The organism is Streptomyces sp. NBC_00631 (assembly GCF_045206895.1).
GTDB lineage: Bacteria > Actinomycetota > Actinomycetes > Streptomycetales > Streptomycetaceae > Streptomyces.
In genome coordinates this window covers 5,977,151-6,001,557 of the sequence record NZ_CP107734.1, presented here as the reverse complement: position 1 = coordinate 6,001,557, position 24,407 = coordinate 5,977,151, and the positions used below count along the sequence as shown (strand labels likewise).

26 protein-coding genes and 1 pseudogene are annotated in these 24,407 nt (G+C 71.8%); 17 read left to right on the top strand and 10 right to left on the bottom strand.

Going from position 1 to position 24,407, the window contains the following annotated elements; translation table 11 throughout:
- Positions 1-11: 11 nt before the first annotated feature.
- Positions 12-1,850 (bottom strand): glycoside hydrolase family 15 protein, encoded by a 1,839-nt coding sequence (locus OHB00_RS27570; protein ID WP_406438516.1) that lies wholly within the window; start codon positions 1,848-1,850, stop codon positions 12-14.
- A gap of 122 nt (positions 1,851-1,972) precedes the next feature.
- Entirely contained in the window at positions 1,973-2,287 is a 315-nt protein-coding gene (locus OHB00_RS27565) for an ANTAR domain-containing protein (RefSeq protein ID WP_406438514.1), read from the bottom strand.
- A gap of 207 nt (positions 2,288-2,494) precedes the next feature.
- On the opposite strand from OHB00_RS27565, the gene OHB00_RS27560 reads away from it, so the two are divergent.
- A complete protein-coding gene (locus OHB00_RS27560) occupies positions 2,495-3,451 on the top strand; it encodes a helix-turn-helix transcriptional regulator (RefSeq protein WP_406438513.1) in 957 nt (318 codons plus the stop codon).
- A 144-nt stretch (positions 3,452-3,595) separates the two neighbouring features.
- On the opposite strand, the gene OHB00_RS27555 is transcribed toward OHB00_RS27560, so the two are convergent.
- Positions 3,596-3,772: a hypothetical protein gene (locus OHB00_RS27555; RefSeq protein ID WP_406438511.1), complete on the bottom strand. Its 177-nt coding sequence runs from the start codon at positions 3,770-3,772 to the stop codon at positions 3,596-3,598.
- A gap of 119 nt (positions 3,773-3,891) precedes the next feature.
- Here OHB00_RS27555 and OHB00_RS27550 point away from each other — a divergent pair, with 119 nt between their 5' ends.
- The 6 genes from OHB00_RS27550 to OHB00_RS27525 all read left to right on the top strand — a co-directional run bounded on the left by OHB00_RS27550 (position 3,892) and on the right by OHB00_RS27525 (position 9,062).
- Positions 3,892-5,415 carry an FAD-dependent oxidoreductase gene (locus OHB00_RS27550; protein ID WP_406438509.1) on the top strand — a complete coding sequence of 508 codons (1,524 nt, stop codon included), beginning with the start codon at positions 3,892-3,894 and terminating at the stop codon, positions 5,413-5,415.
- Positions 5,416-5,528: 113 nt separating this feature from the next.
- A complete protein-coding gene (locus OHB00_RS27545; RefSeq protein ID WP_406438507.1) occupies positions 5,529-6,131 on the top strand; it encodes a flavodoxin family protein in 603 nt (200 codons plus the stop codon).
- Between the two features lie 13 nt (positions 6,132-6,144).
- A complete protein-coding gene (locus OHB00_RS27540; RefSeq protein WP_406438505.1) occupies positions 6,145-6,825 on the top strand; it encodes a HemK2/MTQ2 family protein methyltransferase in 681 nt (226 codons plus the stop codon).
- Complete coding sequence (locus OHB00_RS27535) at positions 6,809-7,021, top strand: CDGSH iron-sulfur domain-containing protein (protein ID WP_406438503.1); 213 nt, start codon at positions 6,809-6,811, stop codon at positions 7,019-7,021. Before OHB00_RS27540 ends, OHB00_RS27535 begins: the two co-directional genes overlap by 17 nt.
- Positions 7,018-8,025, top strand: a complete 1,008-nt coding sequence (locus OHB00_RS27530) for an iron-containing redox enzyme family protein (RefSeq protein WP_406438501.1) — start codon at positions 7,018-7,020, stop codon at positions 8,023-8,025. Before OHB00_RS27535 ends, OHB00_RS27530 begins: the two co-directional genes overlap by 4 nt.
- Positions 8,025-9,062 carry a Ppx/GppA family phosphatase gene (locus OHB00_RS27525; RefSeq protein WP_406438499.1) on the top strand — a complete coding sequence of 346 codons (1,038 nt, stop codon included), beginning with the start codon at positions 8,025-8,027 and terminating at the stop codon, positions 9,060-9,062. Before OHB00_RS27530 ends, OHB00_RS27525 begins: the two co-directional genes overlap by 1 nt.
- A gap of 102 nt (positions 9,063-9,164) precedes the next feature.
- Here the strand turns inward: OHB00_RS27525 and OHB00_RS27520 are convergent, their stop codons facing one another.
- Positions 9,165-11,084, bottom strand: coding sequence for an N-acetylmuramoyl-L-alanine amidase (locus OHB00_RS27520; RefSeq protein WP_406438497.1), 1,920 nt, complete (start codon positions 11,082-11,084; stop codon positions 9,165-9,167).
- Between the two features lie 317 nt (positions 11,085-11,401).
- Between OHB00_RS27520 and OHB00_RS27515 the strand changes: the two genes are divergently transcribed.
- Together OHB00_RS27515 and OHB00_RS27510 are read left to right on the top strand one after the other, a co-directional pair.
- A complete protein-coding gene (locus tag OHB00_RS27515; protein ID WP_406438495.1) occupies positions 11,402-14,038 on the top strand; it encodes a glycosyl hydrolase in 2,637 nt (878 codons plus the stop codon).
- 263 nt (positions 14,039-14,301) lie between these two features.
- Positions 14,302-14,529: a DUF6480 family protein gene (locus OHB00_RS27510; RefSeq protein ID WP_406438494.1), complete on the top strand. Its 228-nt coding sequence runs from the start codon at positions 14,302-14,304 to the stop codon at positions 14,527-14,529.
- A 19-nt stretch (positions 14,530-14,548) separates the two neighbouring features.
- Here OHB00_RS27510 and OHB00_RS27505 read toward each other — a convergent pair whose 3' ends face one another.
- On the bottom strand, positions 14,549-14,902 hold the full coding sequence (locus OHB00_RS27505) for an STAS domain-containing protein (RefSeq protein ID WP_406438492.1): 354 nt from the start codon (positions 14,900-14,902) through the stop codon (positions 14,549-14,551).
- A 524-nt stretch (positions 14,903-15,426) separates the two neighbouring features.
- Here OHB00_RS27505 and OHB00_RS27500 point away from each other — a divergent pair.
- The gene (locus OHB00_RS27500; RefSeq protein WP_406438490.1) at positions 15,427-16,116 is read left to right on the top strand and encodes a GAF and ANTAR domain-containing protein; all 690 of its coding nucleotides are present in this window, start codon (positions 15,427-15,429) and stop codon (positions 16,114-16,116) included.
- Between the two features lie 350 nt (positions 16,117-16,466).
- Positions 16,467-17,297, top strand: coding sequence for an RNA polymerase sigma factor SigF (locus OHB00_RS27495; protein WP_406438488.1), 831 nt, complete (start codon positions 16,467-16,469; stop codon positions 17,295-17,297).
- On the opposite strand, the gene OHB00_RS27490 is transcribed toward OHB00_RS27495, so the two are convergent.
- Both OHB00_RS27490 and OHB00_RS27485 read right to left on the bottom strand, forming a co-directional pair.
- A complete protein-coding gene (locus tag OHB00_RS27490; RefSeq protein WP_406438486.1) occupies positions 17,290-17,754 on the bottom strand; it encodes an ATP-binding protein in 465 nt (154 codons plus the stop codon). The genes OHB00_RS27495 and OHB00_RS27490 overlap by 8 nt on opposite strands.
- Before the next feature lie 176 nt (positions 17,755-17,930).
- Positions 17,931-18,104, bottom strand: a complete 174-nt coding sequence (locus tag OHB00_RS27485; RefSeq protein ID WP_406438484.1) for a CsbD family protein — start codon at positions 18,102-18,104, stop codon at positions 17,931-17,933.
- A 140-nt stretch (positions 18,105-18,244) separates the two neighbouring features.
- Here OHB00_RS27485 and OHB00_RS27480 point away from each other — a divergent pair, with 140 nt between their 5' ends.
- The 4 genes from OHB00_RS27480 to OHB00_RS27465 all read left to right on the top strand — a co-directional run bounded on the left by OHB00_RS27480 (position 18,245) and on the right by OHB00_RS27465 (position 20,956).
- Positions 18,245-18,415, top strand: a complete 171-nt coding sequence (locus OHB00_RS27480) for a hydrophobic protein (RefSeq protein ID WP_365792148.1) — start codon at positions 18,245-18,247, stop codon at positions 18,413-18,415.
- A gap of 116 nt (positions 18,416-18,531) precedes the next feature.
- Positions 18,532-19,335 carry an alpha/beta fold hydrolase gene (locus OHB00_RS27475; RefSeq protein ID WP_406438482.1) on the top strand — a complete coding sequence of 268 codons (804 nt, stop codon included), beginning with the start codon at positions 18,532-18,534 and terminating at the stop codon, positions 19,333-19,335.
- Positions 19,335-20,621, top strand: coding sequence for a PP2C family protein-serine/threonine phosphatase (locus tag OHB00_RS27470; RefSeq protein ID WP_406446001.1), 1,287 nt, complete (start codon positions 19,335-19,337; stop codon positions 20,619-20,621). The genes OHB00_RS27475 and OHB00_RS27470 overlap by 1 nt, the downstream gene beginning before the upstream one ends.
- Positions 20,618-20,956, top strand: a complete 339-nt coding sequence (locus tag OHB00_RS27465; protein ID WP_406438480.1) for an STAS domain-containing protein — start codon at positions 20,618-20,620, stop codon at positions 20,954-20,956. The genes OHB00_RS27470 and OHB00_RS27465 overlap by 4 nt, the downstream gene beginning before the upstream one ends.
- An 83-nt stretch (positions 20,957-21,039) precedes the next feature.
- Here OHB00_RS27465 and OHB00_RS27460 read toward each other — a convergent pair whose 3' ends face one another.
- The 3 genes and pseudogenes from OHB00_RS27460 to OHB00_RS27450 form a co-directional block, all read right to left on the bottom strand.
- Positions 21,040-21,885 (bottom strand): DUF1206 domain-containing protein, encoded by an 846-nt coding sequence (locus OHB00_RS27460; RefSeq protein WP_406438478.1) that lies wholly within the window; start codon positions 21,883-21,885, stop codon positions 21,040-21,042.
- A 236-nt stretch (positions 21,886-22,121) separates the two neighbouring features.
- Positions 22,122-22,472 carry a hypothetical protein gene (locus OHB00_RS27455; protein WP_406438476.1) on the bottom strand — a complete coding sequence of 117 codons (351 nt, stop codon included), beginning with the start codon at positions 22,470-22,472 and terminating at the stop codon, positions 22,122-22,124.
- A gap of 374 nt (positions 22,473-22,846) precedes the next feature.
- Positions 22,847-23,065, bottom strand: a pseudogene (locus tag OHB00_RS27450) (transcriptional regulator); the annotation flags it as partial.
- Between the two features lie 90 nt (positions 23,066-23,155).
- Here OHB00_RS27450 and OHB00_RS27445 point away from each other — a divergent pair.
- Together OHB00_RS27445 and OHB00_RS27440 are read left to right on the top strand one after the other, a co-directional pair.
- Entirely contained in the window at positions 23,156-23,290 is a 135-nt protein-coding gene (locus OHB00_RS27445; protein WP_406438474.1) for a hypothetical protein, read from the top strand.
- Between the two features lie 76 nt (positions 23,291-23,366).
- Positions 23,367-23,855, top strand: coding sequence for a hypothetical protein (locus OHB00_RS27440; protein WP_406438472.1), 489 nt, complete (start codon positions 23,367-23,369; stop codon positions 23,853-23,855).
- Positions 23,856-24,407: the final 552 nt, after the last annotated feature.

The following is a 24,407-nucleotide window of genomic DNA, read 5'->3' as shown; positions in this document are numbered from 1 at the left end:
GCTCGGCATGCTCAGCGCGCGTCCAGTGCCGCGTTCAGGGTGATCGCCGAGTCGATGAGGGCGAGATGGGTGAACGCCTGTGGGAAGTTGCCGAGTTGACGGCCCGTGGGGTCGATCTCCTCGGAGTACAGGCCCAGGTGGTTGGCGTACCCCATCATCTTCTCGAACACGAGCCTGGCCCGGGTCGTCCGGCCCGCGCGCGCCAGGGCGTCGACGTACATGAACGTGCACAGCGAGAAGGTGCCCTCCGAGCCGCGCAGGCCGTCGGGCGAGGCACTGGGGTTGTAGCGGTAGACGAGGCTGTCGCTGACCAGTTCCTCCTCCATGGCGTCCAGGGTCGCCGACCACATCGGATCCCCGGGGGTGACGAAGCCGACCGTCGCCATGCGCAGCAGCGAGGAGTCCAGGACCTCGCTGCCGTAGTGCTGCACGAAGGCCTGCCGTTTCTCGCTCCAGCCCTTGGCCATGACCTGCTCGTAGGCGGCGTCCCGTTCGGCCTGCCAGCGGCCGGGCGAGGACGGCCACCCCGTCGCCTCGGCGAGGCGCAGCGCCCGGTCGAACGCCACCCAGGACATCACCCGGCCGTACGTGAAGTCCTGGCGGCCGCCGCGGGTCTCCCAGATCCCCTCCTCGGCCTGGTCCCAGTGGTCGGCCAGCCACTCCAGGTCCGTGCGCAGCGAGGTCCAGCCGCCGTGCCCGAGCGTGAAGCCGTGCCGGTGCGCGAAGTAGATGCTGTCCAGCGCCTCGCCGTAGATGTCCAGCTGGAGCTGGGTGGCGGCGCCGTTGCCGATCCGGACCGGGGCGGAACCCTCGTACCCCTCCCAGTGGTCGAGGATCTGCTCGGTCAGGTCGGAGGAGCCGTCGACCTTGTACATGATGTTGAGCGGGCCCGTGTCCCCGTGCCGGCCGGCCCGCTCCTTGACCCGGTCGCCCAGCCAGATGATGAACGCCCTGGCCTCCTCCGTGAAACCCAGCCCCAGCAGGGCGTACACGGAGAACGAGGCGTCCCGGATCCAGGTGAAGCGGTAGTCCCAGTTGCGTTCGCCGCCCAGCTGCTCCGGGAGCGCCGCCGTGGGTGCGGCGACCACGGCACCGCTGGGGGCGAAGGTCATGAGCTTCAGCGTGATCGCGGACCGCTCCACCACCTCGCGCCAGCGCCCGGTGTAGCGCGACTGCGCCAGCCAGGTCCGCCAGAACGCCGCCGTCTCCTCGAAGAGCTGTTCGTGTTCCTCCCGGCGGATCTCCCTCGGCGGCCCGTCGGCCCCCATCTCCAGGATCAGCCCGCGCTGTTCACCCGCCGCCAGGGTCAGCGAGACCTGCAGGTCGGCGTCCCGGTGCGTCAGGATGTCCGTGAGCCGCTCGTCCTCCGGCTCCCGGATGGGATGCACGGTGAGCTGCGTGCCGTCCTCCGCGGCGAAGACCGCTCCGTGCGGGGTGATGTGCACCTCGTGTTTCATGAGCCCGTAGTCGAACCGCGGGGCGACCTCCACGTCGAAGGTCATGGTGCCGCGCACACAGCGGACCAGGCGGACCAGCCGGTGCCGGTCCGTGGCCGTCGTCCCCGTGACCGGCATGAAGTCGACCACCTCGCCGGCGCCCGCCTCGGTCATGAACCGGGTCACCAGGATCGCGGTGTCGGGCAGGTACAGCTGCTTGGTCGAATGGGTCGGGTGGGCCGGCCGGACCGTGCAGTTTCCGCCGTTCCCCTTGTCCAGCAGTGCCCCGAACACACTCGGCGAGTCGAACCTCGGGGAACAGAACCAGTCGACCGCTCCCTCGGTGGTCACCAGCGCGGCGGTCTGCAGATCGCCGATCAGCCCGTGGTTCTCGATCAGCGGGTAGTCGTCCATCGGGGCGCCCCTTCCGGCGTGCGATTCACCCGAACGCGCCCCCCTCGATCAGCGTATGCCGCGGCTCCCGCCCGGGCCCGTCGGGCGGGAGCCGCGGCGCGCGCGGACGGCGCGGACGGCGGTCACCGGTCCGGCACGTGCCCGGTGGCAGGGGCCGACGCGGCCCTTGCCGGCACCGCCGCGTCCAGGGCGTGGCGTACCTCGTCCGGGAGCCATTCGCAGTGCGGCCACTGTCTGATGTGCTCGGCGATCTCCCGCAGCTTGGTGTTGGTGTGCTGCGAGACGTCCCTGAGGATCTCCCAGGCCGTCTCGGGGGTCACCCCGGCGTAGGCGATCACGACACCCATGGCCTGATCGACCGTCGCACGGGCGGTGACGGCGTGCCGGAGCTGGGCGATCTCTGTCTCAAGGGCCGCGATCCGAGCAAGGGATTCCACGTCTTCGGGCATCGTGAGGAGGACTTTCTGGTCGGGCTGGAATGCCGGTCTCTCTTACTGCTGCCCGCGTCCGGCCCCCGGAAGGGGGACCGAATACGCACCGTCCACGCCCCCGCTGTCCACAAAACGAAACGCCGCCTCGCCGGGGCGCGGGCGCCGTGATGTCCGTCTCCCGTTGCATTGCCTGCGCCGGGGCAGAAGGAGGACATGGACTCGCTGGTGTTCGAAAGCGACGATCTCGGCCTGACGGAGGAGTTCCTCTCTCAGGCCTACGCGCGCATGCGCATCGGGAGCACCACTCCCGCCGCCAGCACCGCGCGTGTCCGCCGCGACGCGACGACGTCGTTCAGCGTGGACGAGATCGACCTGGACTTCGAGATGTCGTACTCGGTCACCCCGCTCGGCAGGATCTGTCTCTGCGTCGTCCACGAGGGAACCATCCAGGACCACGGCTACCAGGGCGTCCGGGACTCCTTCGGCACCGGTGACACCGTGCTGTTCGCGCCCCACGACCTGCCGTACGCGGGGCGTATCTGCAACGCCCGCTACAACATCACGATGCTCGATCCCGGTCTGCTGGACCAGGTGGCCGCCTCCGCCGGATCACGGCCGAGCGAGCCGGTGCGGCTGACCGGGCACCGGCCACGGTCCCGGGCCGCCGGCGACCAGCTGAAGAGCACCATCTTCTACCTGCGCGACCATGTCCTGGCCGACCCCGAGACCGCGGCACAGCCGCTGATCGTCTCGGCCGGCAGCCAACTGCTCGCCGCCAGTGTCCTCGCGGCCTTCCCCAACACCGCCCGGACCGACCCCACCGGACAGGACCGCGGCGACGCCCACCCCGCCACCCTGAGACGGGCCATCGCCTACATCGACGACCACGCCGACCAGCCGATCACCGTCGCCGACATCGCGGGCGCCGTCCACGTCACCATCCGCACGCTCCAGTACGCCTTCCGCCGGCATCTCGGCACCACGCCGATGGCCTACCTCCGCCGGGTCCGCCTGGCGCAGGCGCACCACGACCTGCTCGTGGCCGACCCCGCCGCCGGGGCCACGGTCGCCGGCATCGCCGCCCGCTGGGGTTTCGCCCACCCGGGCCGCTTCGCCGCCCTCTACCGGGCCGCGTACGCCACCGGCCCCGCCGACACCCTGCACGGCTGAGCCGGCCCGGACAGCCCGTATCCCGCGCGGGGAGCCGTGCGGGAGACATGTGCCGCCAGGAGCACAGGAGCACCGGGGCACAGGAGGCGCAGGAGGGACAAGGGGCACAAGGGCGCATGCGACGGCGGGCTGCTCCCCACGGACTCAGTCGTCGCCTCGGACGATGTTCCCGTCGCCGCTCGTGGGCACGGCGACCGAGGGGCTCTCGCTCTCGACGGCGGCCACCCATGTCCGCATGCGTTCACGTGGGAGGTGGTGTGCCTTCGCCCAGCCGGTCTCTGCCACTCGGAGGGCGGACTTCTCTGTGGTTCGCCTGGTCACGGCGGTTCATCTTCTCTCTGCTCGTCGTCCGCCCGCCGGGTTGCCCGCCGCGGCCCACGCAAACTCCTGTTCCCACAGGGTCGTGCGTGTCGCCCGCGCAGGGCGGGAACCCGGCGGTCATGAACGCTCAGGGACTCCGGGGGTCGTACTGGATCGAGACCGCACCGGACGGGGCGCCCGCTCCCCCGCCGGACGGGGACGTCACGGTGGACGTCGCGGTGGTCGGCGGCGGGATCGCGGGGCTCAGCACGGCGTGGGAGCTGGCCCGGCGTGGCCACGAGGTGGCCGTGCTGGAGGCGGACCGGCTCGCCGCCGGGGTCACCGGCCACACCACGGCGAAGCTGACCGCGCTGCACACCCTCGTCTACGACCACCTGCGCCGCACCCGCGGCCGGGAGGGCGCGCGGCTGTACGCCGAGTCGCAGTCGGCGGCGATCCGCCGGGCCGCCGAGATCGTCGCCGACCTCGGCATCGACTGCGAGTGGGAGGAGGCGGCGGCCTGTACGTACGCCGAGCGTCCGGACCACGTCGAGCAGTTGCGCGCGGAGGCCGAGGCGGCGCGCGAGGCGGGCCTGCCGGCCGAGTTCGTCACCGGGACCGAGCTGCCGTACCCGGTGGCCGGCGCGGTCCGGGTCACCGGCCAGGCACAGTTCCATCCCGTGAAGTACCTGCGCGCCCTCGCCGACGACCTGCGCCGGCGCGGCGGTGCCGTGTACGAGGGGACGCGCGTCACCGGCCTCTCCGAGGGCGCGCCCTGCGTGCTGTCGACCGACGTGGGCGCGACGGTGCGGGCGCGCGAGGTCGTCGTCGCCACGCACTACCCCGTCTTCGACCGGGCGCTGCTGTTCACCCGGCTCTCCCCGCGCCGTGAGCTGGTCGTCGCGGGGACCATCGACGCGGACCGGGCACCGCGCGACATGTACATCACGCCCGAACAGAACACCCGGTCCGTGCGCAGCGCTCCCCATGCCGACGGCACCCGGCTGCTGGTCGTCACCGGAGAGCACTTCACCCCCGGCACCGCCGACGTCGAGGAGGGCTTCGCCCGGCTGACCGCCTGGGCCGACAGCCGCTTCCCGGGGCTGACGGTCACCCACCGCTGGGCCACCCAGGACAACGACTCCACCGACTCCGTGCCCCTGGTCGGCCCGCTCCACCCCGGCAGCCGCCACACCTGGGTGGCCACCGGCTTCGGCGGCTGGGGCCTGAGCGGCGGCATCATGGCGGGGGGCCTGATCAGCGACCTCGTCGAGGGCCGCGACAGCGCGTGGGCGGGGCTCTACGACCCGCGCCGGCTGGCCTCCGTGGTCCGCGAGGGCGGGTCGTTCCTCAAGCACCAGGCGCAGGTGGCCAGGCACTTCGTCGGCGACCGGCTGCCGTCCGTCACGGCACCCGCCGCCGAGGACCTCGCCCCGGGAGACGGAGCCGTCGTACGGGTCGGCGGGCACCAGTGCGCCGTCCATCGGGACGACAGCGGCCAGCTGCACGCCGTCTCGGCCCGCTGCACCCACCTCGGCTGTCTCGTCGCCTTCAACCGCGCGGAGCAGGCCTGGGAGTGCCCCTGCCACGGCTCCCGCTTCGCCCCGGACGGCCGCATCCTCCAGGGCCCGGCCGTGCGACCGCTGGAGAAGCGCGACATCTAGGGGCCGGACGGGCCGGCGGCGGCGCCCGGCCGTTACGTCTGCTTCGCAGGGGTACCCGTGTGGCGCGCTAGGTCCGCGCACCCGTCAGCCCCCCCGGCCTGTGGAGCAGACCTGTGAAAGCCCTCGTCATCAACTGCACGCTCAAGAAGTCCCCCGAGCCCTCCGCCACGGAGGCACTGGCCTCCGTGGTCGCCGCGCGGCTGTCCGAGCCCGACGTGCGGACGGAGTCCGTGCGCGCCGTGGACCTGCCCAGCGCCCCCGGTGTGGTCACCGACGCGGGCGACGGCGACGCCTGGCCGCGGGTCCACGAACGGTTGCCGGACTCCGAGATCCTGGTCGTCGCCTCGCCGACCTGGCCGGGCAGGCCGTCCTCGGTGGCGCAGCGGGGGCTGGAGCGGATGGACGCCATGATGTCCGAGACGGACGACGAGGACCGCCCCGCCGCCTGCAACCGCGTGGCCGGCGTGGCCCTCACCGGCAACGAGGACGGCGCCCACCACGTCATCAGCGAGATCTCCGGAGCGCTCGCGGACATCGGCTGCACCATCCCCGGCCGGGCGTGGCCGTACTGGCACCTCGGTCCCGGCCCGGGCCCCGACTGCCTGGAGGAACAGAAGGGGCGCGACCGGGCGCACAGTACCGGGCGCGCCATGACCGACAACCTCCACGGGGTCGCGCGAGCGCTCGCCGACCGGCCGCTGAAGGCGTCGAGCTGAGCGAGGTACCGCGATGACCGCCGACTCCCTCGTCTCCCCTCCCCGGTTCCGCTGCTGGACCCCGCCGGGCGTCTACCGGCCGCAGACCGACACCGCGCTGCTGAGCCGGGCGCTGCGCCGGGAGCGCATCACCAGCCGCACCGAGGTCCTGGACCTCGGCACCGGCAGCGGCGCGCTCGCGGTGGAGGCGGCCCGGCACGGCGCCCGCGTAACGGCGGTGGACATATCCTGGCGGGCCCTCGCCGCGGCCTGGTGCAACGCCCTGCTGAACGGGCGGACGGTGCGGATCCGCCACGGCGACCTGGCGGACGCGGTCCGCGGCCGTCGTTTCGACCTCGTGATCACCAACCCGCCGTACGTCCCCGCCCCGCCCGCCGACGGCCCGCCCCGGGGCCCCGCCCGGGCCTGGGACGCGGGCCCGGACGGCCGGCTGCTGATCGACCGCATCTGCGCGGTGGCCCCCGCGGTGCTGCGCCCGGCCGGGACGCTGCTGATGGTGCACTCGCACCTGAGCGGCGTCGAGGAGACCCTGGACCGGTTCGGTGCCGCCGGTCTGCGCGCCGAGGTCGTCGACCGGGTACGGCTGCCGTTCGGGCACGTCCTGCACTCCCGGCTCACCTGGCTGCGCGAACGCGGACTGGTGGCCGACCGGACCACGGAGGAACTGGTGGTGATCCGTGCCGCACACACCTGAACGCCCCCGCCGCATCCGCGTCCAGCGCGACGGGCCGCTCCTGATCGAGGGCCCTGTCGAAGTCGTGGACGAGAACGGCCGGGTGACGGTCTCCCACCGTTTCGTGGTCGCCGTCTGCACCTGCCGCCGTACCCGGACACCGCCCTGGTGCGACACCAGCCACCGCCGCCGTACGAAACAGGACGAGATCTCATGACCGACGTGCGCCTGCCCCAGCCGCGCGGCCCGTTCTCGGCCGCGCTGATCGACCTGGTGCGGGGAGCGGGCTCCGCTCCGCCCCCGCTGCCCGCCGACGCCTACGGCGACGACCTCCAGCTCGCCCTGTACGTGCTCTACGAACTCCACTACCTCGGCTTCACGGGTGTGCCCGACGACCGCGAATGGGACCCTCGGCTGCTCGCCCTGCGCGCCGCGCTGGAGGACCGCTTCCTGAGCGCGCTGCGCGCGGACGTGCCGGTCGACGCGGCCGAGACCGCCGAGCGGGCCCTGGACGCGCTCCAGCTGGAACCCGTCGGCGACGACGGCGGCCTCTCGTACTTCCTGCGCGACCACGGCACCCTCGAACAGTTCCGGGAGTACGCGGCTCTGCGTTCGCTGTACCACCTCAAGGAGGCGGACCCGCACGCCTGGGTGATCCCCCGGCTGCGCGGCCGGGCCAAGGCCGCCATGGTCGCGGTGGAGTTCGACGAGTTCGGCGCGGGCCGTGCCGACCAGATCCACGCGCGGCTGTTCGCCGACCTGATGACGGACCTGGACCTGGACGCGTCGTACGGCCGCTACGTCGACGCCGCGCCGGCCGAGGCCCTGGCCACCGTCAACATGATGTCCCTGTTCGGCCTGCACCGGGCCCTGCGCGGCGCGCTCGTCGGCCACTTCGCGACCGTCGAGGTGACGTCCTCCCCGGCCTCCCGGCGCCTGGCCGAGGCACTGCGCCGGATGGGCGCGGGACCGGCGGCCGTCCGCTTCTACACCGAGCATGTCGAGGCGGACGCGGTGCACGAGCAGGTCGTACGGCACGAGGTCGTCGCCGGGCTGCTGGCGGACGAGCCGTCGCTGGAGGCCGACGTGGTCTTCGGGATCCGCGCGACCGGACACCTGGAGGACCGGCTGGCGGCCCGGCTGCTGGCCGACTGGCGCGAAAGCGGTACCGCGCTCCGTACGGGCCGCATCATCCCGGCTACCGTGGGTACTCCGCCCTGATGAGGTTGAGTGTGGTGGACGCCGGTTCGAACACGGTGCGGCTGGTGGTGACCGACGTGGCGAACGGGGTGCCGCTGCCGGTGCACACCGCCAAATGGAAGCTGCGGCTGTCCGAGCAGGTCGCGTCCGACGGCCGGTTCGGGGAACAGGCCACGGAACACCTGGTCAAGGCGCTCCGCAAAGCCTCGGAGGTCGCCGCCCGCTGGGGTGCCCCGGAGCCGTTGGCGTTCGCGACCGCCGTCGTACGCAACGCTCCCGACCGCGTCGCCGTCCTGCGGGCCGTGCACCAGGAGACGGGTGTACGGCTGTGTGTGCTGCCGGGCGAGACGGAGGCCGAACTCACCTTCCTCGGCGTCCGGCGCTGGATGGGCTGGCGCGCCGGGCCGCTGGCCGTCTTCGACATCGGCGGCGGCTCCCTGGAGGTGGCCTTCGGGCGGGGCCGGATGCCGGAGTTCGCCGCCTCCCTGCCGCTCGGCGCGGGCAGGCTGACCCTGGAGTACCTCGACCAGGACGGCCCGCCGTCGGAGGCCGCGCTCCAGGCCCTGCGGCGCGCGGTGCGCCACCAGCTGCGGGATGCCACCGCCCGGATCCGCTGGGAGCATCCGCACACCGCCGTCGCCACCTCCCGCACCTTCCAGCAGCTCGCCCGGCTGTGCGGCGCCGTGCCCGGACGGCACGGGCCGTTCGCCGAACGGGTCCTGCACCGCGGTGATCTGCGCCGCGCCATCGGCCGGCTGGCCGCCCTGCCGGCGGCCGAACGCTCCGGGCTGCCCGGCATCTCCGCGCCCCGGGCGCGGCAGAGCCTGGCCGGCGCGATCGTCGGCCACACCGCGATGAAGCTGAGCGGCGTGAAGACCGTCGCCATCTGCCCCTGGGCGCTGCGCGAGGGCATCCTGCTGCGCTACCTGGAGGACGGCGCCGACTGGTGGACCGACATCGAGACCGGCACGCACCCGTACCCCGGCGGACGGCCCCTCGACGGCGCGCCCGTCAGCCGCCTGCCCCTGCGCCGGACCGCGGCCGCCCCGGAGGGGTGACCCGGCCCACCGGCCGGCCGGCCCTCGAACCTGGACGTGCCCGGAGCCGAAAGCTCCGGGCACGTCCAGGTGTTCAGGTTCCTCGGTGTGCGGGGTCCGGGGTCACCCGGCCTCGGTGGCCGTCACGTCGGCCGCGTTCACGTAGATGGTCCGGTTGTTGAACTGGGCCTGGTAGTACTTCTGCGCGCCCTTCACCACGGCGCCGGAGGTGAAGAAGTCGTCGGCGGCCGCGGCCGGCTGGTCCACGACGTAGGCCTGGCCGACCGGGATCCGGTAGCCGGGTGCGGTGAGCGCGACCTGCCTCGACGGCGAAAGACCGGCCGGGTACTCGGACGCCGCCGGGTACGCCTGGCCGTACAGCGGCGCGGCGTCCGGACCCACGGCCCGGATGACCGTCACGCCCGTGGTCGGCACGGTGTTGCGCCCGCACGGGTTGTAGATCCAGCCCTCCTGGCCGTCGTACCAGATCGCCGTCCAGTCGCCCTGGCGGTCGGCCACCACGAACTGCTGACCGGCCTGCACCCGGTCGCTCCAGTCGCTGATCTGGTCGGTGCCCGCCGTCAGGCCGGGGTGCACGTCCGGGTCGAGGAGCAGCGGCGCGTCCGCGGCGGGGGCCTGGCGCACGAACAGCGAGTTCGACGCCTGCGCGACCTCGCCGCAGGCCGTCGTCACGCCGGACGGGTCGTCGGCCGGGCAGACCGTGTAGGACTGGGTGTTCTTCTCGAACCTCGGCGCGATGGTCACCACCGAGCCGACCTGGCCCACCCCGTGCGGGCCGGTGGCCGTGGGCGCGCCGAGCAGCTTCATGAAGCGGTTCCAGTCCCAGGCCGTGCCCGGGTCCCAGTGCTGCTTGGCGAGGTTCGAGTCGAGCGAGCCGGGAACGTTGTCATGGCCCAGGATGTGCTGCCGGTCCAGCGGCACGTCGTACTGCTCGGCGAGGTACTTCACCAGCTCGGCGGTCTGCCGGTAGGTGGCGTCGGTGTACCACTGCGCGCCCTGCGCGGTGAAGCCCGCGTGCTCGATCGAGACCGAGTGCAGGTTGTAGTGGTAGTTGCCGACGGCGTACGCGATGTCCTCGACCGGCATCAGCTGCGTGGTGCTGCCGTCCGTGTCCATCAGGTAGTGGGCGGACGCGACCGCGCCGGGGGCCGACAGGGTCGCCAGCGCACTGGCGAAGGTGCCCTCGGCGGTGTGGATGACGATCCGGTCGATCTGGATGCCGTTGGCGGGCCGGTCGGACACCTGGCCGTTGCTGCCCGTGACGGAGACCGGCGCGTAGGTGCAGTCCATCGTGGCCGGGCACTCGGCGCCGTCGGTGGCGGTCGCGCTCGTCAGCTTGAGCTCGCCCAGCTGGGACAACTCGGGCCGCGCGTCCTGGTCCGCGGCCAGCCGCAGCGTTCCCTGGGCGGTCTGCTGCTGGGCGCCGGACGCGATGGCCCCGAAGACGTCGTCGACGTACCGGGTGGCGGCCTTCTTGTCCGTGACCTGGCTGTACCGGGCCACTGCGGCGGTCCACTCGGACGGGTTGGCCGACAGGCCGCCGGTGAGGGACTTCTGATAGGACGCCAGCAGAGCGGCCGTGCCCTCCAGGTTGGCCCGGCGGTCGCTCTTCAGCCGGGCCGCGGGTATGCCCGTCAGCTCCGACGCCGTCCGCAGGGTGTGCATGCCGGGCCGGTTCACCAGGGCGGACAGGTCCGAGCGGCCACCGGCACCGGCCGCGCCGTCGACGAGCATGCTCGTCGTCACGTCGGTGAGGTTGCCGAGGCCGTAGCCGCCCTTGTCGCTGTAGCCCGGGTGGGCCTGCCAGCCGGACTCCTCGCGCGTGACCCCCATGAGCACGGACACGGGGACGTCGTACTTCGCCGCGGCGGCCGCGAAGTCGGCCTGCGCGCCGGGCGACTGGGCGGTGCCGGTCTGCGCCTGCGCCGCCGACGGCAGGAGCGCCAGCGCCCCGGCCGCCACGACGCTTCCGGCGACGGCAGATGCCAGCCACCGTGTGGACTTCCGTCTGTAGAAGGTCATGCTGTTCCGTTCTCCGTCGTCCGGCGCCGGGCCGTATCTCAGGGACTGGCCAACTTCCCTGAAACTACAGGACGTTGAGAACGCGTCCGCACGGTGCTCCGTATGGGTGGTTACGGTGGGGTTGTTGGCGAATTCGACGTGCCCTGACCCTGCGCACCGTGACCGACGTCGACTTCCTCCGCTTCGGGTCGATGCCGGGTCCGATCCGCCAGGGATGACAGGTTCTGGTCAATAACTGTCCAAATCCCGGATACTCCCCGCCACCGGTGATCGGGTGCTGTGCGACGGCTGTGCAACTGCCCGTTTGGGAGGATCTGGTGTCAGCATCAACCCGTAAGAGACGGTGGCTCACGATCTGGGCCATCACCGCGTCCGCCGCGCTCGTCGCGATACCCGCGGGCGCCGCGCCCGGGGGGAGCGGCAGCCCCTTCGGAGCCCGTGCGCTCGCCCGGCTCGCCGCCGACCGGGAGCATTCGGTGGGTGCCCTCACCCCCAAGGCGAAGGCGGACGACGACGACGGCAACGAGGCCGACGAGATCGCCGAGGGTGCGGACCAGTACGCCGAGGCCCGCACCTCGCCCGGCATCGTCGCCCCCGGCGCGTACGGCGCCGCCTGGACAAGTCTGACGAACCTGCCTGCCACCGGCGGGAGCTGGCGCAACATCACCGATCTTCCGTACGACTCCGACGACTCCCGCTACCGCGACATCGACTCCAACTCCAGCGGCGGCTCGGGCGATGTCACCGGCCGCATGGCCGCGATCGCCGCGGACGACGACGGGTACGTGTACGCGGGCAGCGCGGGCGGCGGAGTCTGGCGGTCCAAGCGGGGCGGTGGGAACTGGAAACCCATCAGTGACAAGCTGCCCTCGCAGTCCACCGGCGCGCTCGCGCTCGACGGCGCGGGGCGGCTGTGGCTGGGCACCGGCGAGGCGAACACCAACGCGGACGCCTACCTCGGCAGCGGCGTGTACGTGCTCTCCGACCCCCACCACGGCAGCTTCTCCACCCGCAGCAGGGTCGGCGGTGACGAGCTGGAGTCCACCACCATCCGCCAACTCCGGTTCGCCGGCGGCAAGGTGTGGGCGGCGACCAGTGAGGGTGTGTGGAGCCACTCCACCAAGAGGCTCACCGGTGCCTGGAAGCTGGAGTTCGCACCCAACCCCGACTATCTGCCGGGCGGTTCGAAGGCGCACGACGACTCGGCCGCGTACAAGAACATCACCAACGACATCGCCTTCGACCCCAAGGACCCCTCGAAGGTGGTCCTCGCGGTCGGCTGGCGCAGCGGTGACGACTACAACGGCTTCTACACCAAGAGCTCCAAGGGCACCTGGACGCGGATCACCAGCGGCTTCGGCGACCTGCCGACCGACGCGGACAACGTCGGCACGGTGACCTTCGCCCGCGCCGCCGACGGCTCGCGCTACTACGCCATCGACGAGTCGCCCGAGCAGATGGCGTCCAACCCGGACAGCGGTCTGGAGGGCATCTACAGCGCCGCCTCGCCGTTCGGGCCGTGGACGAAGGTCGCCGACTACAAGCAGCTGGCCGCGGACGGCTCGGCGCTGACCTCCAGCGGCTACATGCCCGGCGTGCAGGCCTGGTACAACCAGTTCCTGACCGTCGACCCGGCGAACCCGAAGCACGTGTACGCGGGCCTGGAGGAGGTCTACGAGTCCAGGGACGGCGGCGCCACCTGGTCGACCGTCGGCCCGTACTGGAACTTCGGCTTCTCCTGCTGGAGCATCGACCCGGCCAAGCAGACCGGTGACTGCAACCAGACCACCCACTCCGACCAGCACGGCGTCGCCATCGGCCGCTACCACGGCAAGAGCTTCGTGTACGTCGGCAACGACGGCGGCGTCTACAAGCGGCCGGTCGACGGCGCCCAGGACACCTCCGGCCACGCCACCGACTGGACCTCCCTCAACGACGGCACCATCGACACCCTGCAGTACTACTCGGTGGGCGTCGGCAAGGACCTCGACCACGGCGGGGTCTCCGTCACCGGCGGCCTCCAGGACAACGGCCAGTCCGTCCTGCGCAGCAACGACACCGTCATGGGCTCCGACTTCGGCGGCGACGGCGGTGACACGCTCACCGATCCCGCGAACGGCTGCGACACAGCCGAGGAGTACGTCTACCTGTCCGTCCAGGTGACCCAGAACTGCGCGGTCAACGACGGCAGTTGGGTCACCGACGCGAGCAAGGCGACCTCGTACAACGTCGCCCCGGCCGACAACGCCACCAGCGAGGCCCGCTTCATCGCCCCGCTCGCCACGGACGCGAAGGACAGCAACACCTGGATCGCCGGCGGCCGGCACGTCTGGGTGCAGACCCACGGCTACGCCATCCGCAGCGGCTCCGAGTGGAAGAGCGTGTACGACCTCGGCGCCGGCCGCACCGCGACCGCCGTCGCGGCCTCGGGCGGCAAGGTGTACGCGGCCTGGTGCGGGCCCTGCAACAACCAGGGCTTCGCCCGCGGTATCTCGGTGGGCAACGCGGACGGCACCGGCTGGCACGACATCAGCCTGCCCGCCGACGGGACGGTTCCGAACCGCTACCTCAGCGGCTTCGCCATCGACCCGAAGAACGCCGACCACGTCTTCCTCGCCGTCAACGGCTTCTCCCGGCACTGGACCGAGGGCCCCGGCGCCGGCGTCGGCCACGTCTTCGAGTCCACCGACGGCGGCACCACCTGGAAGGACATCTCGGCGAACCTTCCCGACGTGCCGACCAACGCCGCGCTCGTCCTGTCGAACGGCGGCCTCGCCGTCGCCACCGACCTCGGCGTCGTCTACCGCGCGCCCGGCCGCACGCGGTGGCAGCGCGTCGGCTCGCTCCCGGCCGTCGCCGTGCTCCAGCTGAAGCCGAGCCCCGACGGCCGCACCCTGTACGCCGCCACCCACGGCCGCGGCATCTACACGATCAAGGTGCGCGATCTGCGCTGACACACCCCGCGCGAGAACGCTGAGGGGCGGCCCCGGCACTCCGGGGCCGCCCCTCACGCAGGTCGGCACCACGGTCACCAGCCGTGATCACGGAGGGCCGAGCGGTCCGCCGTAGCGGTGGGCCGTAGCGGTGGGCCGTAGCGGTCCGCCGTTTAGCGGCACGGGCACGGGAAACCCGAGACCAGGCACGTCACCGCGCTGCCGATCGGGCGGACGAAGGCCCGCAGGCCGCGGTCGATCGAGAACCGAGAGGAGTCCGTGTCATGACGACTCCTGATCCTGAGCCGGGCCGAACCCCTGGACTCGAACCAGGTGGCGGGGTGCCGCCTGGCGACACTCCCCCCGCGGAGGGGAGCACCTCCGGCATCTCCCATCCCGAGCCGCCCGAGCTGCGCAAGGGATGGGCGGCGATGCCACTCGTCCTCATCATGGCCGTGGTACTGCTGGTGGCGATCGGCCTCATCGCGATGGTGGTCGCCCTGATCGGTTGACGCACCCCGACCGCCCGCCTCAGCCGCCGTGCGGCAGCGCCACCGCGCCGTCGGCGGAGTCGGTCAGGGCCGAGCCGAACCGTCCGTCGGCGCCGGTCAGTTCGAGGACGCGCTGCACCTGGGGCCGTGCACCGCGCAGGTCCATCGCTCCGCCGCCCGCGACGACGCGCTGTCGCAGCCGCATCAGCATCCCGAGACCGCCGGCGTCCATGAACCACACCTGCGTCAGGTCGGCCGTGAGGTCCCGGCCGCCGAGCGCCAGCGGACCGGTGACCGCCACGGCCCGCGAGCAGGCGGGGAAGTCCAGTTCTCCGCTCAGCGCGAGCACGATTTGGGTGGGAGAGTCGCTGATCCGTACATCGAAAACCGGCATGGAGCAAACCACCGGTCGGGGTCGAAGACCGTCACGGTCGGCTCCCACTGCCGGAAGAAGGCCGTCCAGGGCGCGGCAACAGGGCGCCGCTCACAGCCGAGCGAGACCGCCCGCACCCACCACCGGCCACGTTCTCCCCTATGACCGCTCGGCAGCGCGGGATCTCCCACCGGACCAGGCTGCTTACCTGTCCAGCCTGTCACAGCCACCCGGGCGGGACCAGACCGCCGAGGCGGCCCCGGGGACCCGTCCCGCGTGATCCGCTCGCGGCCCGGTGGCATGAACCCGGGACGGGTCCCCCTGCCCCGGGGAAGCATGCGGTGCGGCACCGCCGCCGCACCGAAAGGCCCTGCTGCGCAGCCGCCCGAGCAGCTGATTCCCGGAGCCTGCCGCCGCCGGATTCCGGCCGCACCCGCAGCCGTCTCCACACCCGCCACGGGTATCCGCTTGCGAGGTGATCGTGAGCCTCGCGTGAAAAGCTGACGACGAGGCTTGTCCGGACGGGACGAGTGACGGAGGACGACGTGGACTGGGATCGGTTCGCGGAGCAGATGGCATCGATGGCGCGGGAACTTCTGGCACAGGACTCGGTGAGCACCACCCTGGCGCGGATCACCGCGTCGGCCACCGAACTGGTCGAAGGCTGTGACGCGGCTGGCATCCTCGTGCTGCACGAGGCGCGGGTGGAGACGCTCGCCCCCACCCACCAGCTGGTCTCGGACAGCGACCGGCTGCAGCAGCGGCTGGGGGAAGGGCCGTGCTTCGACACGGCTCACAGCTCGCGGGACGAGCGGGTGTTCCGGATCGCCGACCTCACCGGCGAGCAGCAGCGCTGGCCCGCCTTCGCTCCCGAGGCCCACCGGCTCGGCATCGGCAGCATGATGGGCTTCCGGCTGTACACCGAGGACGAGGACTTCGGGGCGCTGAACTTCTACTCCCACAAGCCGGGAGCGTTCACCGAGGCCAGCGAGCTGGCCGGATGGCTGCTGGCCTCGCACGCGGCGGTCGCCTTCTCCAGCGCCCGCACCCATGCCCAGCTGGAAGAGGCCCTCTCCACCCGCCACACCATCGGCGAGGCGATGGGCATCATCATGGGCAGCCACCGCGTCACCGAGGAGGAGGCGTTCCACGTGCTGCGCCGCTACTCCCAGGCGAACAACGTCAAACTCCGCGAGGTAGCCCGCCGCGTCTGCAAAGAGGGCACCCTGTCGTGACCCCGGGTGAACGGCAAGGCCGAGGGCTGTGAGTCCGTACGCCTGACGCCTGGCACCCGTCGTGGTGTGATCGGTGCCACAGGGACGAGGGCGACGGACTGCGCCCCTGGCTGTATGGCACCTGGACGCCGCGCTGTACCGGGCGGCCGCGAAGATCCCGGGCGTCTCGGTCGTCGCCCGCACCGAGGACTACACCGGCCGCCCCGGCATCGGCCTGAGTTTCCAGGACCATCCCGGCGAAGAATCACAGCGGCGGGGGGAATGCGGCCCGGCGGCCGGGGTAGGCGCGGCTTGCCGGACGACGACCGGCGCGACGACGAGTGCGAGCGAGTGGGAGGGGCATCGTGCCGATGACGACCGTTCAGACTGCCGGGCAGATGGTGGGCGTTCCGGAGATCGCGGACCCTGCCAAGGTCGCGCCCAAGGACGCGCGTGAGCTGTCGAAGCTGTTCTTCGACCAGCTGACGGTTCTGGAGGAGGGCACGCCCGAGCACCAGTACGCGCGCAACACACTGATCGAGATGAACATGTCCCTGGTCCGGTTCGCGGCCGGCCGGTTCCGCAGCCGCGAACCGGACGAGATGGAGGACATCGTCCAGGTCGGCATGATCGGGCTCATCAAGGCGATCGACCGCTTCGAACTCTCCCGCGAGGTCGAGTTCACCTCCTTCGCCGTGCCCTACATCGTCGGCGAGATCAAGCGGTTCTTCCGCGACACCACCTGGGCCGTGCACGTCCCGCGCCGGCTCCAGGAAGCCCGCGTCCAGCTCGCCCGCGCCACCGACGAACTCCGCAGCCGCCTCGGCCGTACCCCCACGGTCAAGGAACTGTCCGACCTGATGAGCCTGCCCGAGGACGAGGTGCGCGAGGCGCGCCTGGCCGCCAACGGCTACAACTCCTCCTCGCTGGACGCCACGATCAACAGCAGCGAGGACGGCGAGAGCGCCCTTCAGGACTTCATCGGCGCCGAGGACACCGCCCTGGAACTCGTGGAGGACTTCCACACCCTGGCCCCGCTGATCGCCGAACTCCCCGAACGTGACCGGCAGATCATCCACCTGCGGTTCGTGGAGGAGCTCACCCAGGCCCAGATCGGCGAACGCCTGGGGGTCTCCCAGATGCACGTCTCCCGGCTCCTCTCCCGCACCCTCGCCCGCCTGCGCGACGGCATGCTCACCTGACTTCACGGTGGGTGACAGGTCCACGCAGGCGGAGCTGGACGACGACCTGTTTGCCCGTTTCACGTGAAACGGTGCGCAACCGGCCGCACAGCCGCACGACCAGGCGCAGACCGTGTCCGCCGACGCGGCCGGCGTCGGGTGCGAGCAGTTCGGGCGGGCGGGGAGACGTGTCGCTCACGGTGATGCGCAGCAGGTCGGCGTCGGGCGACACCTCCAGCGCCAGGCCGACAGGGCCGGGTGCGTGCCGTACCGCGTTGGTGACCAGTTCACTGACGATGAGTTGGGCGTCCTGGCTGGGCCGGTGGTCGCGGTGGTGGCCGGCCCGGGCCAGCAGGGCGCGTACGGCCCTTCGGGCGTCAGCGATCGATGTGTCCGTGGTGTCCCAGGTGACGCTGTACCGAAGGGGCGCCCCCGGTTCGTGTTCGTCCGAAGCCCGGTTCTTCAGCGGGGTGACCATAGAACTCTTCCCGTTGGTCGACCTGTTCTTTCCGTCGTCGCCGTCGTGCAATTCCGCCTACCCGCCGTCTCCTTTTTCATGAGGACATCCGGCACATCGGCGCGACGAAGACACAAGTGAGAAAGGGCCTTCCCGGATGGTTTCCGGGAAGGCCCTCCGCCTGGAAAGGAGACGTGTCAGCGTTTGAAAGCGTCCTTGGCCTTCTCCTTGGCCTCGCGAGCGTCGCCCTTGGACTTCTTCGCCTGTCCCTCGGCGGCCATTCGGTCGTTGCCGATGGCCTCTCCCAGGGCCTCCTTGGCCTTTCCCTCGGCCTGCTCGGTCTTCGCCTTGGCCTTCTCACCAGCAGTCATGGAACGAGCCTCCTCAATGCTCTCGGGGCCGCTGTCGCGGTAACCCCGCTAGTGCCCACACCTTCCCTTCACAAACAAGGCACCGATCGTGAATGACGATGCAAAGGCTGGGCACACGGAGCGGCAGGAGGTCGATAACTATGGTTCCACTTCTTCTTGTACTGCTTCTCGCGGTGATCCTGTTCGGTGCCGGCTTCGCCGTCAAGATTCTGTGGTGGGTGGCCCTGGCCGTTCTTGTGCTGTGGCTGCTCGGATTCGTGGCGCGCTCCACCAGCGCCGGCGGTGGCCGGGGACGTTGGTATCGATGGTGAGCTGACTTCGTGCATACCACCCGAAGGGACCGGCCGTCGTGACGGCCGGTCCCTTCGGGTGTGCCCGTGTGCGGGCATCTGATGGAGTGGTGAGTGGGGTCTGAAAGGGTGAAGTCATGGATGTCGATCGCAGGAACAACGTCACCGTCCTCGGCAACCCGCAGGGGCCGGCGGTGGTGCTGGCTCACGGGTTCGGCTGCGATCAGAACATGTGGCGGCTGACGGTGCCGGCCCTGGCCGAGGACTACCGGGTGGTGCTCTTCGACTACGTGGGTTCGGGCCGTTCGGATCCGGCCGCGTTCTCGGAGGAGCGTTACGCCTCGCTGGGCGGCTACGCCCGGGACGCGGTCGAGGTCTGTGCGGCGCTCGACCTGCGCGACGCGGTGTTCGTGGGGCACTCGGTCAGCGCGATGATCGGGGTCCTGGCCGCAGGCATGGCTCCGGAGCGCATCGGCGCCCTGGTGATGGTCGCTCCCTCTCCGCGGTACCTCGACGACGACGGCTACCGCGGCGGGTTCCGCGCCGAGGACATCGACGAACTGCTGGAGTCGCTGGATTCGAACTATCTGGGCTGGTCGGCGGCGATGGCCCCGGTGATCATGGGGAACGCGGAACGGCCGGAGCTGGCGGCGGAGCTGACCAACAGCTTCTGCGCCACCCACCCGGACATGGCGCGGGTCTTCGCCCGGACCACGTTCCTGTCGGACTCAAGGGACGACCTGAAGACCGTGACCGTGCCGACGCTGGTGCTGGAGTGCACCCAGGACGCCATCGCCCCCCGCGAGGTCGGCGCCTTCGTCCACCAGGCGATCCCCGGCTCGACGCTGGTCACCCTCGACGCCACCGGGCACTGCCCGCACCTGTCCGCGCCGGAGGCCACCAACCAGGCGATCACCGCCTTCCTGGCGGGCCTGCGATGATGTGCCGCACCGGGCAGCAGCCCGACCCGCAGGACGCGGGCGACGAGGACACCGCGAACGCCGCCTTCGCCGCACTGCTGGAGGACAGCGCCGAGGAACTCTACGAGAACGCGCCGTGCGGGTATCTGTCCACGCTGATGGACGGCACCATCGCCAAGATCAACTCGACGCTGCTGGGCTGGCTCGGCCTGGACCGGGCCTCGGTGGTGGGCCGGATGCGGTTCACCGACCTGCTGACCGTGGGCGGCAAGCTGTACCACGAGACGCACTTCGCGCCGCTGCTGCGGATGCGGGGCGAGATCGGCGGCATCGCCCTGGAGATCAGGCAGGCCGACGGCGCGCGGATGCCGGTGCTGGTCTCCTCTGCGGTCAAACACGGCCGGGGCGGCGAACCGCTGCTGATCCGGACCACCGTCTTCGACGCCCGGGACCGCCGCGCCTACGAAGAGGAGCTCCTGCGCGCCCGCCGGGCAGCGGAGGAGGCACGCGCACAGGCCGAGGCCGACCGCGCCCGGCTGCAGGACGCCCTCGCCGTCCTCCAGCAGTCGCTGCTGCCCGACTCCCTGCCGCCGGTGCCCGGGATGGAGGCGGCCGCCCACTACCGCACCGCCTCCCCGGACCGGCTCGGCGGCGACTTCTACGACCTCTTCCCCGTCGACGGCAAGCGCTTCGCCTTCTTCCTCGGCGACGTGTGCGGCAAAGGCCCGCAGGCCGCGGCCCTCACCTCACTGACCCGCTACACCCTGCGCGCCGCCGCCCTGCACGACCCCGACCCGGTCTCCGCCCTGTCCACCCTCAACAAGGTGCTCCACGAGCGTTACACCGGCGGCGACCCGCGCTACTGCACCACCATCTTCGGGATCGCCGAGCACGACCCCGTCACCGGACAGGCCGGCATCACGCTCGCCGCCGGCGGCCACCCCCCGGCCCTCGTCCTGCGCGCGGACGGCACGGCCGACTTCCTGCACACCCCCGGCGGTCTCCTCGTCGGCATCCTGCCCGCCGCGCCCTTCACCACCGTCGCCACCACCCTCGGTCCCGGCGACACCCTCCTGCTGTACAGCGACGGCGTCACCGAGGCCCGTACCGGTGCCGACCGCACCACCCTGTACGGCGACGACCAGCTCCGCGCCTTCGCCGCCGAGCACGCCGGCCGGCCCCCGCGCGCCGTCATCCAGGCCCTGACCGGCCTGCTGGACAGCTTCGGCGACGGACTCGACGACGACACCGCCCTGCTCGCCCTCGGCGTCCCCGCCGCCGGGTCTACGACGAAGAACACGAAATGAGCCCGCTGCAGATCACCACCCGCTCCGCGACGACCGGCCCCGTTCTGAAGGTCCTCGGCGAACTCGACCACACCACCGCGGCACAGCTGCGCGACGTGGTCACCGCCCTCGCCCTCCAGCCGCGTCAACGCCTCGTGCTGGACCTGGCCGGCATGGAGTTCTGCGACTCCAGTGGCATCACCGCCCTGATCGTCGCCCGCAACCACGCCCACGCGGCCGAGGCCGACATCGCGCTCGCCGCCGTCCCGGCCCACACCCTGCGCGTGCTGCGAATCGTCGGCCTCGACCAGATCTTCCCCATCCTTCCCGACAGCCACGCCGCCACCCAGCTCTGACGCCGCCCACCGGCCGACCCGGCCTCAGCAGCCCGGCTTCTCCGGTTGGGGCGGGACGCGGTCGCTCGGGGCGCCGGCCGCCGTCAGACGTCGCGCCAGCGCGCGCTGGCCCAGGAGAAGGCCCCGAAGGACATGAGGCCGACCGCTATCAGCGCCAGCAGCCAGGGGCCCGCAGGGGTGTCGGCGAACGTGCGCAGGGTGTCGTCCATCCCCTTGGCCTTGCCGGGCCTGTGGCGGACGGCCGCGGCGATGGCGAAGCAGCCCGCGGTGGCGAAGACGACGCCCCGGGCCGTACCGCCGAACATGCCGAAGAAGGACACGACTTTGCGCGTCCTCTGCGACATGGCGGACATCCTGAGGTGCTTCTCGAACCTGCGCAGGAGGGCCCGGACGGCGATCCATATGCCGGCGGCGGCCACCGCGGCGCCCGCCACGCCGACGATCCACTGTCCGCCTGGCCAGGCCAGCGCCTTCGCCGTGACGTCCTGGGAGTTCTTGTCGGAACTGCCACTGCCGCTGCCCTTGTCCCCGGCCGCGTAGGAGAGCACGGAGTACGCGACGAATCCGTAGAAGCAGAAACGGCCCGCGGCCATCGCCCTTCTGCCCGGCTTCCCGCCGTCGGGGCCCGCCTGCCCGAAGACAGCCTCGGACAGCCGCCACAGAGCCATCCCGGCCAGGGCGATGCCGAGCAACCACAGCAGTACGGTCCCGAAGGGCTTCTGAGCGATTTCGGCGACCGCGCCGCCCCGGTCGGCCTGTCTGCCCCCGCCGGTGAACGCGATCCGCAGTGAGAGAACGCCGATCAGTGCGTAGATGACCCCGCGGCCGACGAAGCCCGCACGGGCCGCCGCCGCGACCGCTCTGCCGTTCGCCGCACGGTGAACCTGCCCCAGTCCGCCTGTCGTTGCCGATGCCGATCCAGTAGCCATGTCCTACCGGATGCCCCCGAAGGGCGATGCCATCCTGGCCGCCGGCCGGCGTCTTGCCGGGACGCGCTGCCGGCAGGGAGCGGCGCTCGACCTCCCCAGGTGCCGCGCCGCTCCCCCACCAGCGCGCGTCGACTACCCGCGGAATTCCGCCCTACACCTGTCCGATGCCGGCCGCCGGGCCACCGCGCGTGCCGGCATCGTTCCCTGCCGGCCGCGGCGGCAGCCTTCAACTGCGGCTAGCGGTGGCCGTGGTAGCGATCGTGATCCGCGTGCCGGCCGTCGTACGAGCCGGGGTGCCCGATCCGGTCACGGTCCCAGCCGTGGTGCCCACGCCAGTCGCGGTCACGGTCGCGGTCGCGGTCGCGGTCATGGTCCCAGCCGTGGTGCCAACCCCGGTCGCGGTAGCGGTCGTGGTCACCGAAGCGGCCGTCGTGGTCGTCGCCCCGGTGGCTGTGCGAGTAGCGCCTCCCGTGGTCGCGGTCATGGCCGGGGCCGGCGGCCAGGGCGGGAATGGCGGCCGCGCCGACGAGTGCGCCGGAGGCCACACAGGTGGCGATCAGGCGGGCCATCGTACGAGAAACAGACATGAATCTGTCACCTCACGTTCGTGCGGACCGGCCCTGGTCGGGGCCGGGCGAGCAGTCCGAGATTCCCGGCTCGATGCCGAGGCCCCACACTGTCGCTCTCCACGGCGGCACCGGACCGCGGGAATTATTCACGTTACAAAATGCAGATATATCCGTAACGCTCCCTTGTATGGGCCATGGATGCCGGGAAGGGGCCTGCACCTCGACCTGTCCCCGCCTCGCCTCCTCCGAACGGCCCAACGGCTTCGGTAACGACGGAGGAGCCGCTGTCCGGGGGACCGACCAGCACCTGCCCGTGCGCCGTCACCGGGCTGGGGTCGTGGGCCGCGTCCGCGGAGACCCCCGGGAGAGCCCCTACCTGGTGGTGCCGCGCCGGACGGGGTCAGGTTCCGGTCGGCGGCCCAGGACGCCAGGAGCCGCGGTCCGTCGTGGGACGGGGAGCCGGGCGGGGCGGTCCAGACGATGATGTGCTGGTCGGGGTCGGTGGTGCAGGCCAGGGTGTGCCAGTCGAGGGTGAGGTCGCCGACGACGGGATGGCGCAGCCGCTTGGTCCCAGCCGTCCGCGGGGCGACGTCGTGGGCGGCCCACCACTGCCGGCGCGCGTCGGGACGAACGGGAGGGCCCGGTCCGGGTTTCACCCGTCATGGGTGAGGCGACGGCCACGGCGATGCCGAACTCTCGGCGTGCAGGTCACGGCGGCCACCCTGGGTCTGCCGGCCACGTCTCTCAGGCCCGAGCGGCTCGCCGGCCGGCACGCCCAGCGGACGCTCATCATGACCGGCTTCGCCGTCACCATCGCCGGCGTGAACAGCCACTGATGTTCGCCCGTACCCCTTGGCGTCCGCCCAGCCGGCCCGGCCGCGGGCAGGAAGCACCCAAAAACGGAGAGGCAACGTGCCACAGCAGCCACGAGCGCAGCACACCGCCCGCCTGATGCGCGGCGCCGCCGTCGGCGCGAGCCTGGCGTTCGTCCCGTTGACCACGGCCTGCGGCGGTGGCGGCGACGACGCGGACGCGGAGCGCAAGCGGTCGAAGGTCTCCGTGTCGGACGCCCCCGCGAACGGTGTGGTGGCCCCGGCCAGGGTCGAGGTGATCGCCGCCCTGGTCGGCTGCGAGCCGAAGATCCGCATCAACGCGGCGGAGCTGCGCCAGGGCATCTGTCACACGAAGCAGGCCGACTACCTCGTCACCACCTTCCCCAGCGACGAACTCAAGGAGACGTGGCTGGACTCCGCCTCCGGGTACGGCGGCAAGTACCTGGTCGGCACCCGGTGGATCGTCAGCGCGCAGCCGCAGATGCTCGACGGGTTCCGCGACAAGCTCGGCGGCACCATCCGGCAACTGCGCGGCACGGGCCCGGTGGCGGAGCCCACCGCGTCGTAGCGCCTACCTGCGACGACGGCCGCACGCACAGGCGCCCGGCGACATCAGGTCGCCGGGCGCCTTCGGCAGGCCTGACTCACCGACACGGGCTGGGCTTCCCCTTCGCCGGCGGAGAGCCTCTTCCGAACGAGCGGGCGGGCACGCGCACTCGTGCAGGACCGGTGATCCTGCCGAGGCGGCTGGGCGCCCCGTGTGCGTGCGGAATGGCGTGCTATGACGTCGGTCACAGCGTTCCGCCAATCAACCAGTGCGCTTAGTAGACGCGACGTGGCGGACATCTAGGTATTTGTCCGTCTTGGGTCGGATGCGGACCCCGGCGCGCGTCCCGGAGTTCCGCCGGGCCGGCCCACGCGCCCGCTGCCCTGCGGAGCAAGGTTTCTGACGTCGTGACAGCTTTTTCTCCCGCCGCCGGCCGCGGACCGGAGACTCGCGCGCCGTTCCGGCGCGGTCCTGGGAGCTACGAGGCGGCGTAGTGGAAGGGACCCTTTGCGCTCCCTGTGGAGCCGTTCTAAGAATGTCGACCCACAGGACGTCGCCGCAGTTCGGAACGGG

What these genes read in the sequence shown, in the direction of transcription:
- OHB00_RS27480 (WP_365792148.1), top strand. Translation starts at nt 18,245, where the DNA reads ATGGTTCCACTTCTTCTTGTACTGCTTCTCGCGGTGATCCTGTTCGGT.
- OHB00_RS27570 (WP_406438516.1), bottom strand. Translation starts at nt 1,850, where the DNA reads ATGGACGACTACCCGCTGATCGAGAACCACGGGCTGATCGGCGATCTG.
- OHB00_RS27560 (WP_406438513.1), top strand. Translation starts at nt 2,495, where the DNA reads ATGGACTCGCTGGTGTTCGAAAGCGACGATCTCGGCCTGACGGAGGAG.
- OHB00_RS27470 (WP_406446001.1), top strand. Translation starts at nt 19,335, where the DNA reads ATGTGCCGCACCGGGCAGCAGCCCGACCCGCAGGACGCGGGCGACGAG.
- OHB00_RS27460 (WP_406438478.1), bottom strand. Translation starts at nt 21,885, where the DNA reads ATGGCTACTGGATCGGCATCGGCAACGACAGGCGGACTGGGGCAGGTT.
- OHB00_RS27525 (WP_406438499.1), top strand. Translation starts at nt 8,025, where the DNA reads ATGAGGTTGAGTGTGGTGGACGCCGGTTCGAACACGGTGCGGCTGGTG.
- OHB00_RS27520 (WP_406438497.1), bottom strand. Translation starts at nt 11,084, where the DNA reads ATGACCTTCTACAGACGGAAGTCCACACGGTGGCTGGCATCTGCCGTC.
- OHB00_RS27510 (WP_406438494.1), top strand. Translation starts at nt 14,302, where the DNA reads ATGACGACTCCTGATCCTGAGCCGGGCCGAACCCCTGGACTCGAACCA.
- OHB00_RS27485 (WP_406438484.1), bottom strand. Translation starts at nt 18,104, where the DNA reads ATGACTGCTGGTGAGAAGGCCAAGGCGAAGACCGAGCAGGCCGAGGGA.
- OHB00_RS27530 (WP_406438501.1), top strand. Translation starts at nt 7,018, where the DNA reads ATGACCGACGTGCGCCTGCCCCAGCCGCGCGGCCCGTTCTCGGCCGCG.
- OHB00_RS27495 (WP_406438488.1), top strand. Translation starts at nt 16,467, where the DNA reads ATGACGACCGTTCAGACTGCCGGGCAGATGGTGGGCGTTCCGGAGATC.
- OHB00_RS27505 (WP_406438492.1), bottom strand. Translation starts at nt 14,902, where the DNA reads ATGCCGGTTTTCGATGTACGGATCAGCGACTCTCCCACCCAAATCGTG.
- OHB00_RS27550 (WP_406438509.1), top strand. Translation starts at nt 3,892, where the DNA reads ATGAACGCTCAGGGACTCCGGGGGTCGTACTGGATCGAGACCGCACCG.
- OHB00_RS27465 (WP_406438480.1), top strand. Translation starts at nt 20,618, where the DNA reads ATGAGCCCGCTGCAGATCACCACCCGCTCCGCGACGACCGGCCCCGTT.
- OHB00_RS27455 (WP_406438476.1), bottom strand. Translation starts at nt 22,472, where the DNA reads ATGTCTGTTTCTCGTACGATGGCCCGCCTGATCGCCACCTGTGTGGCC.
- OHB00_RS27490 (WP_406438486.1), bottom strand. Translation starts at nt 17,754, where the DNA reads ATGGTCACCCCGCTGAAGAACCGGGCTTCGGACGAACACGAACCGGGG.
- OHB00_RS27540 (WP_406438505.1), top strand. Translation starts at nt 6,145, where the DNA reads ATGACCGCCGACTCCCTCGTCTCCCCTCCCCGGTTCCGCTGCTGGACC.
- OHB00_RS27475 (WP_406438482.1), top strand. Translation starts at nt 18,532, where the DNA reads ATGGATGTCGATCGCAGGAACAACGTCACCGTCCTCGGCAACCCGCAG.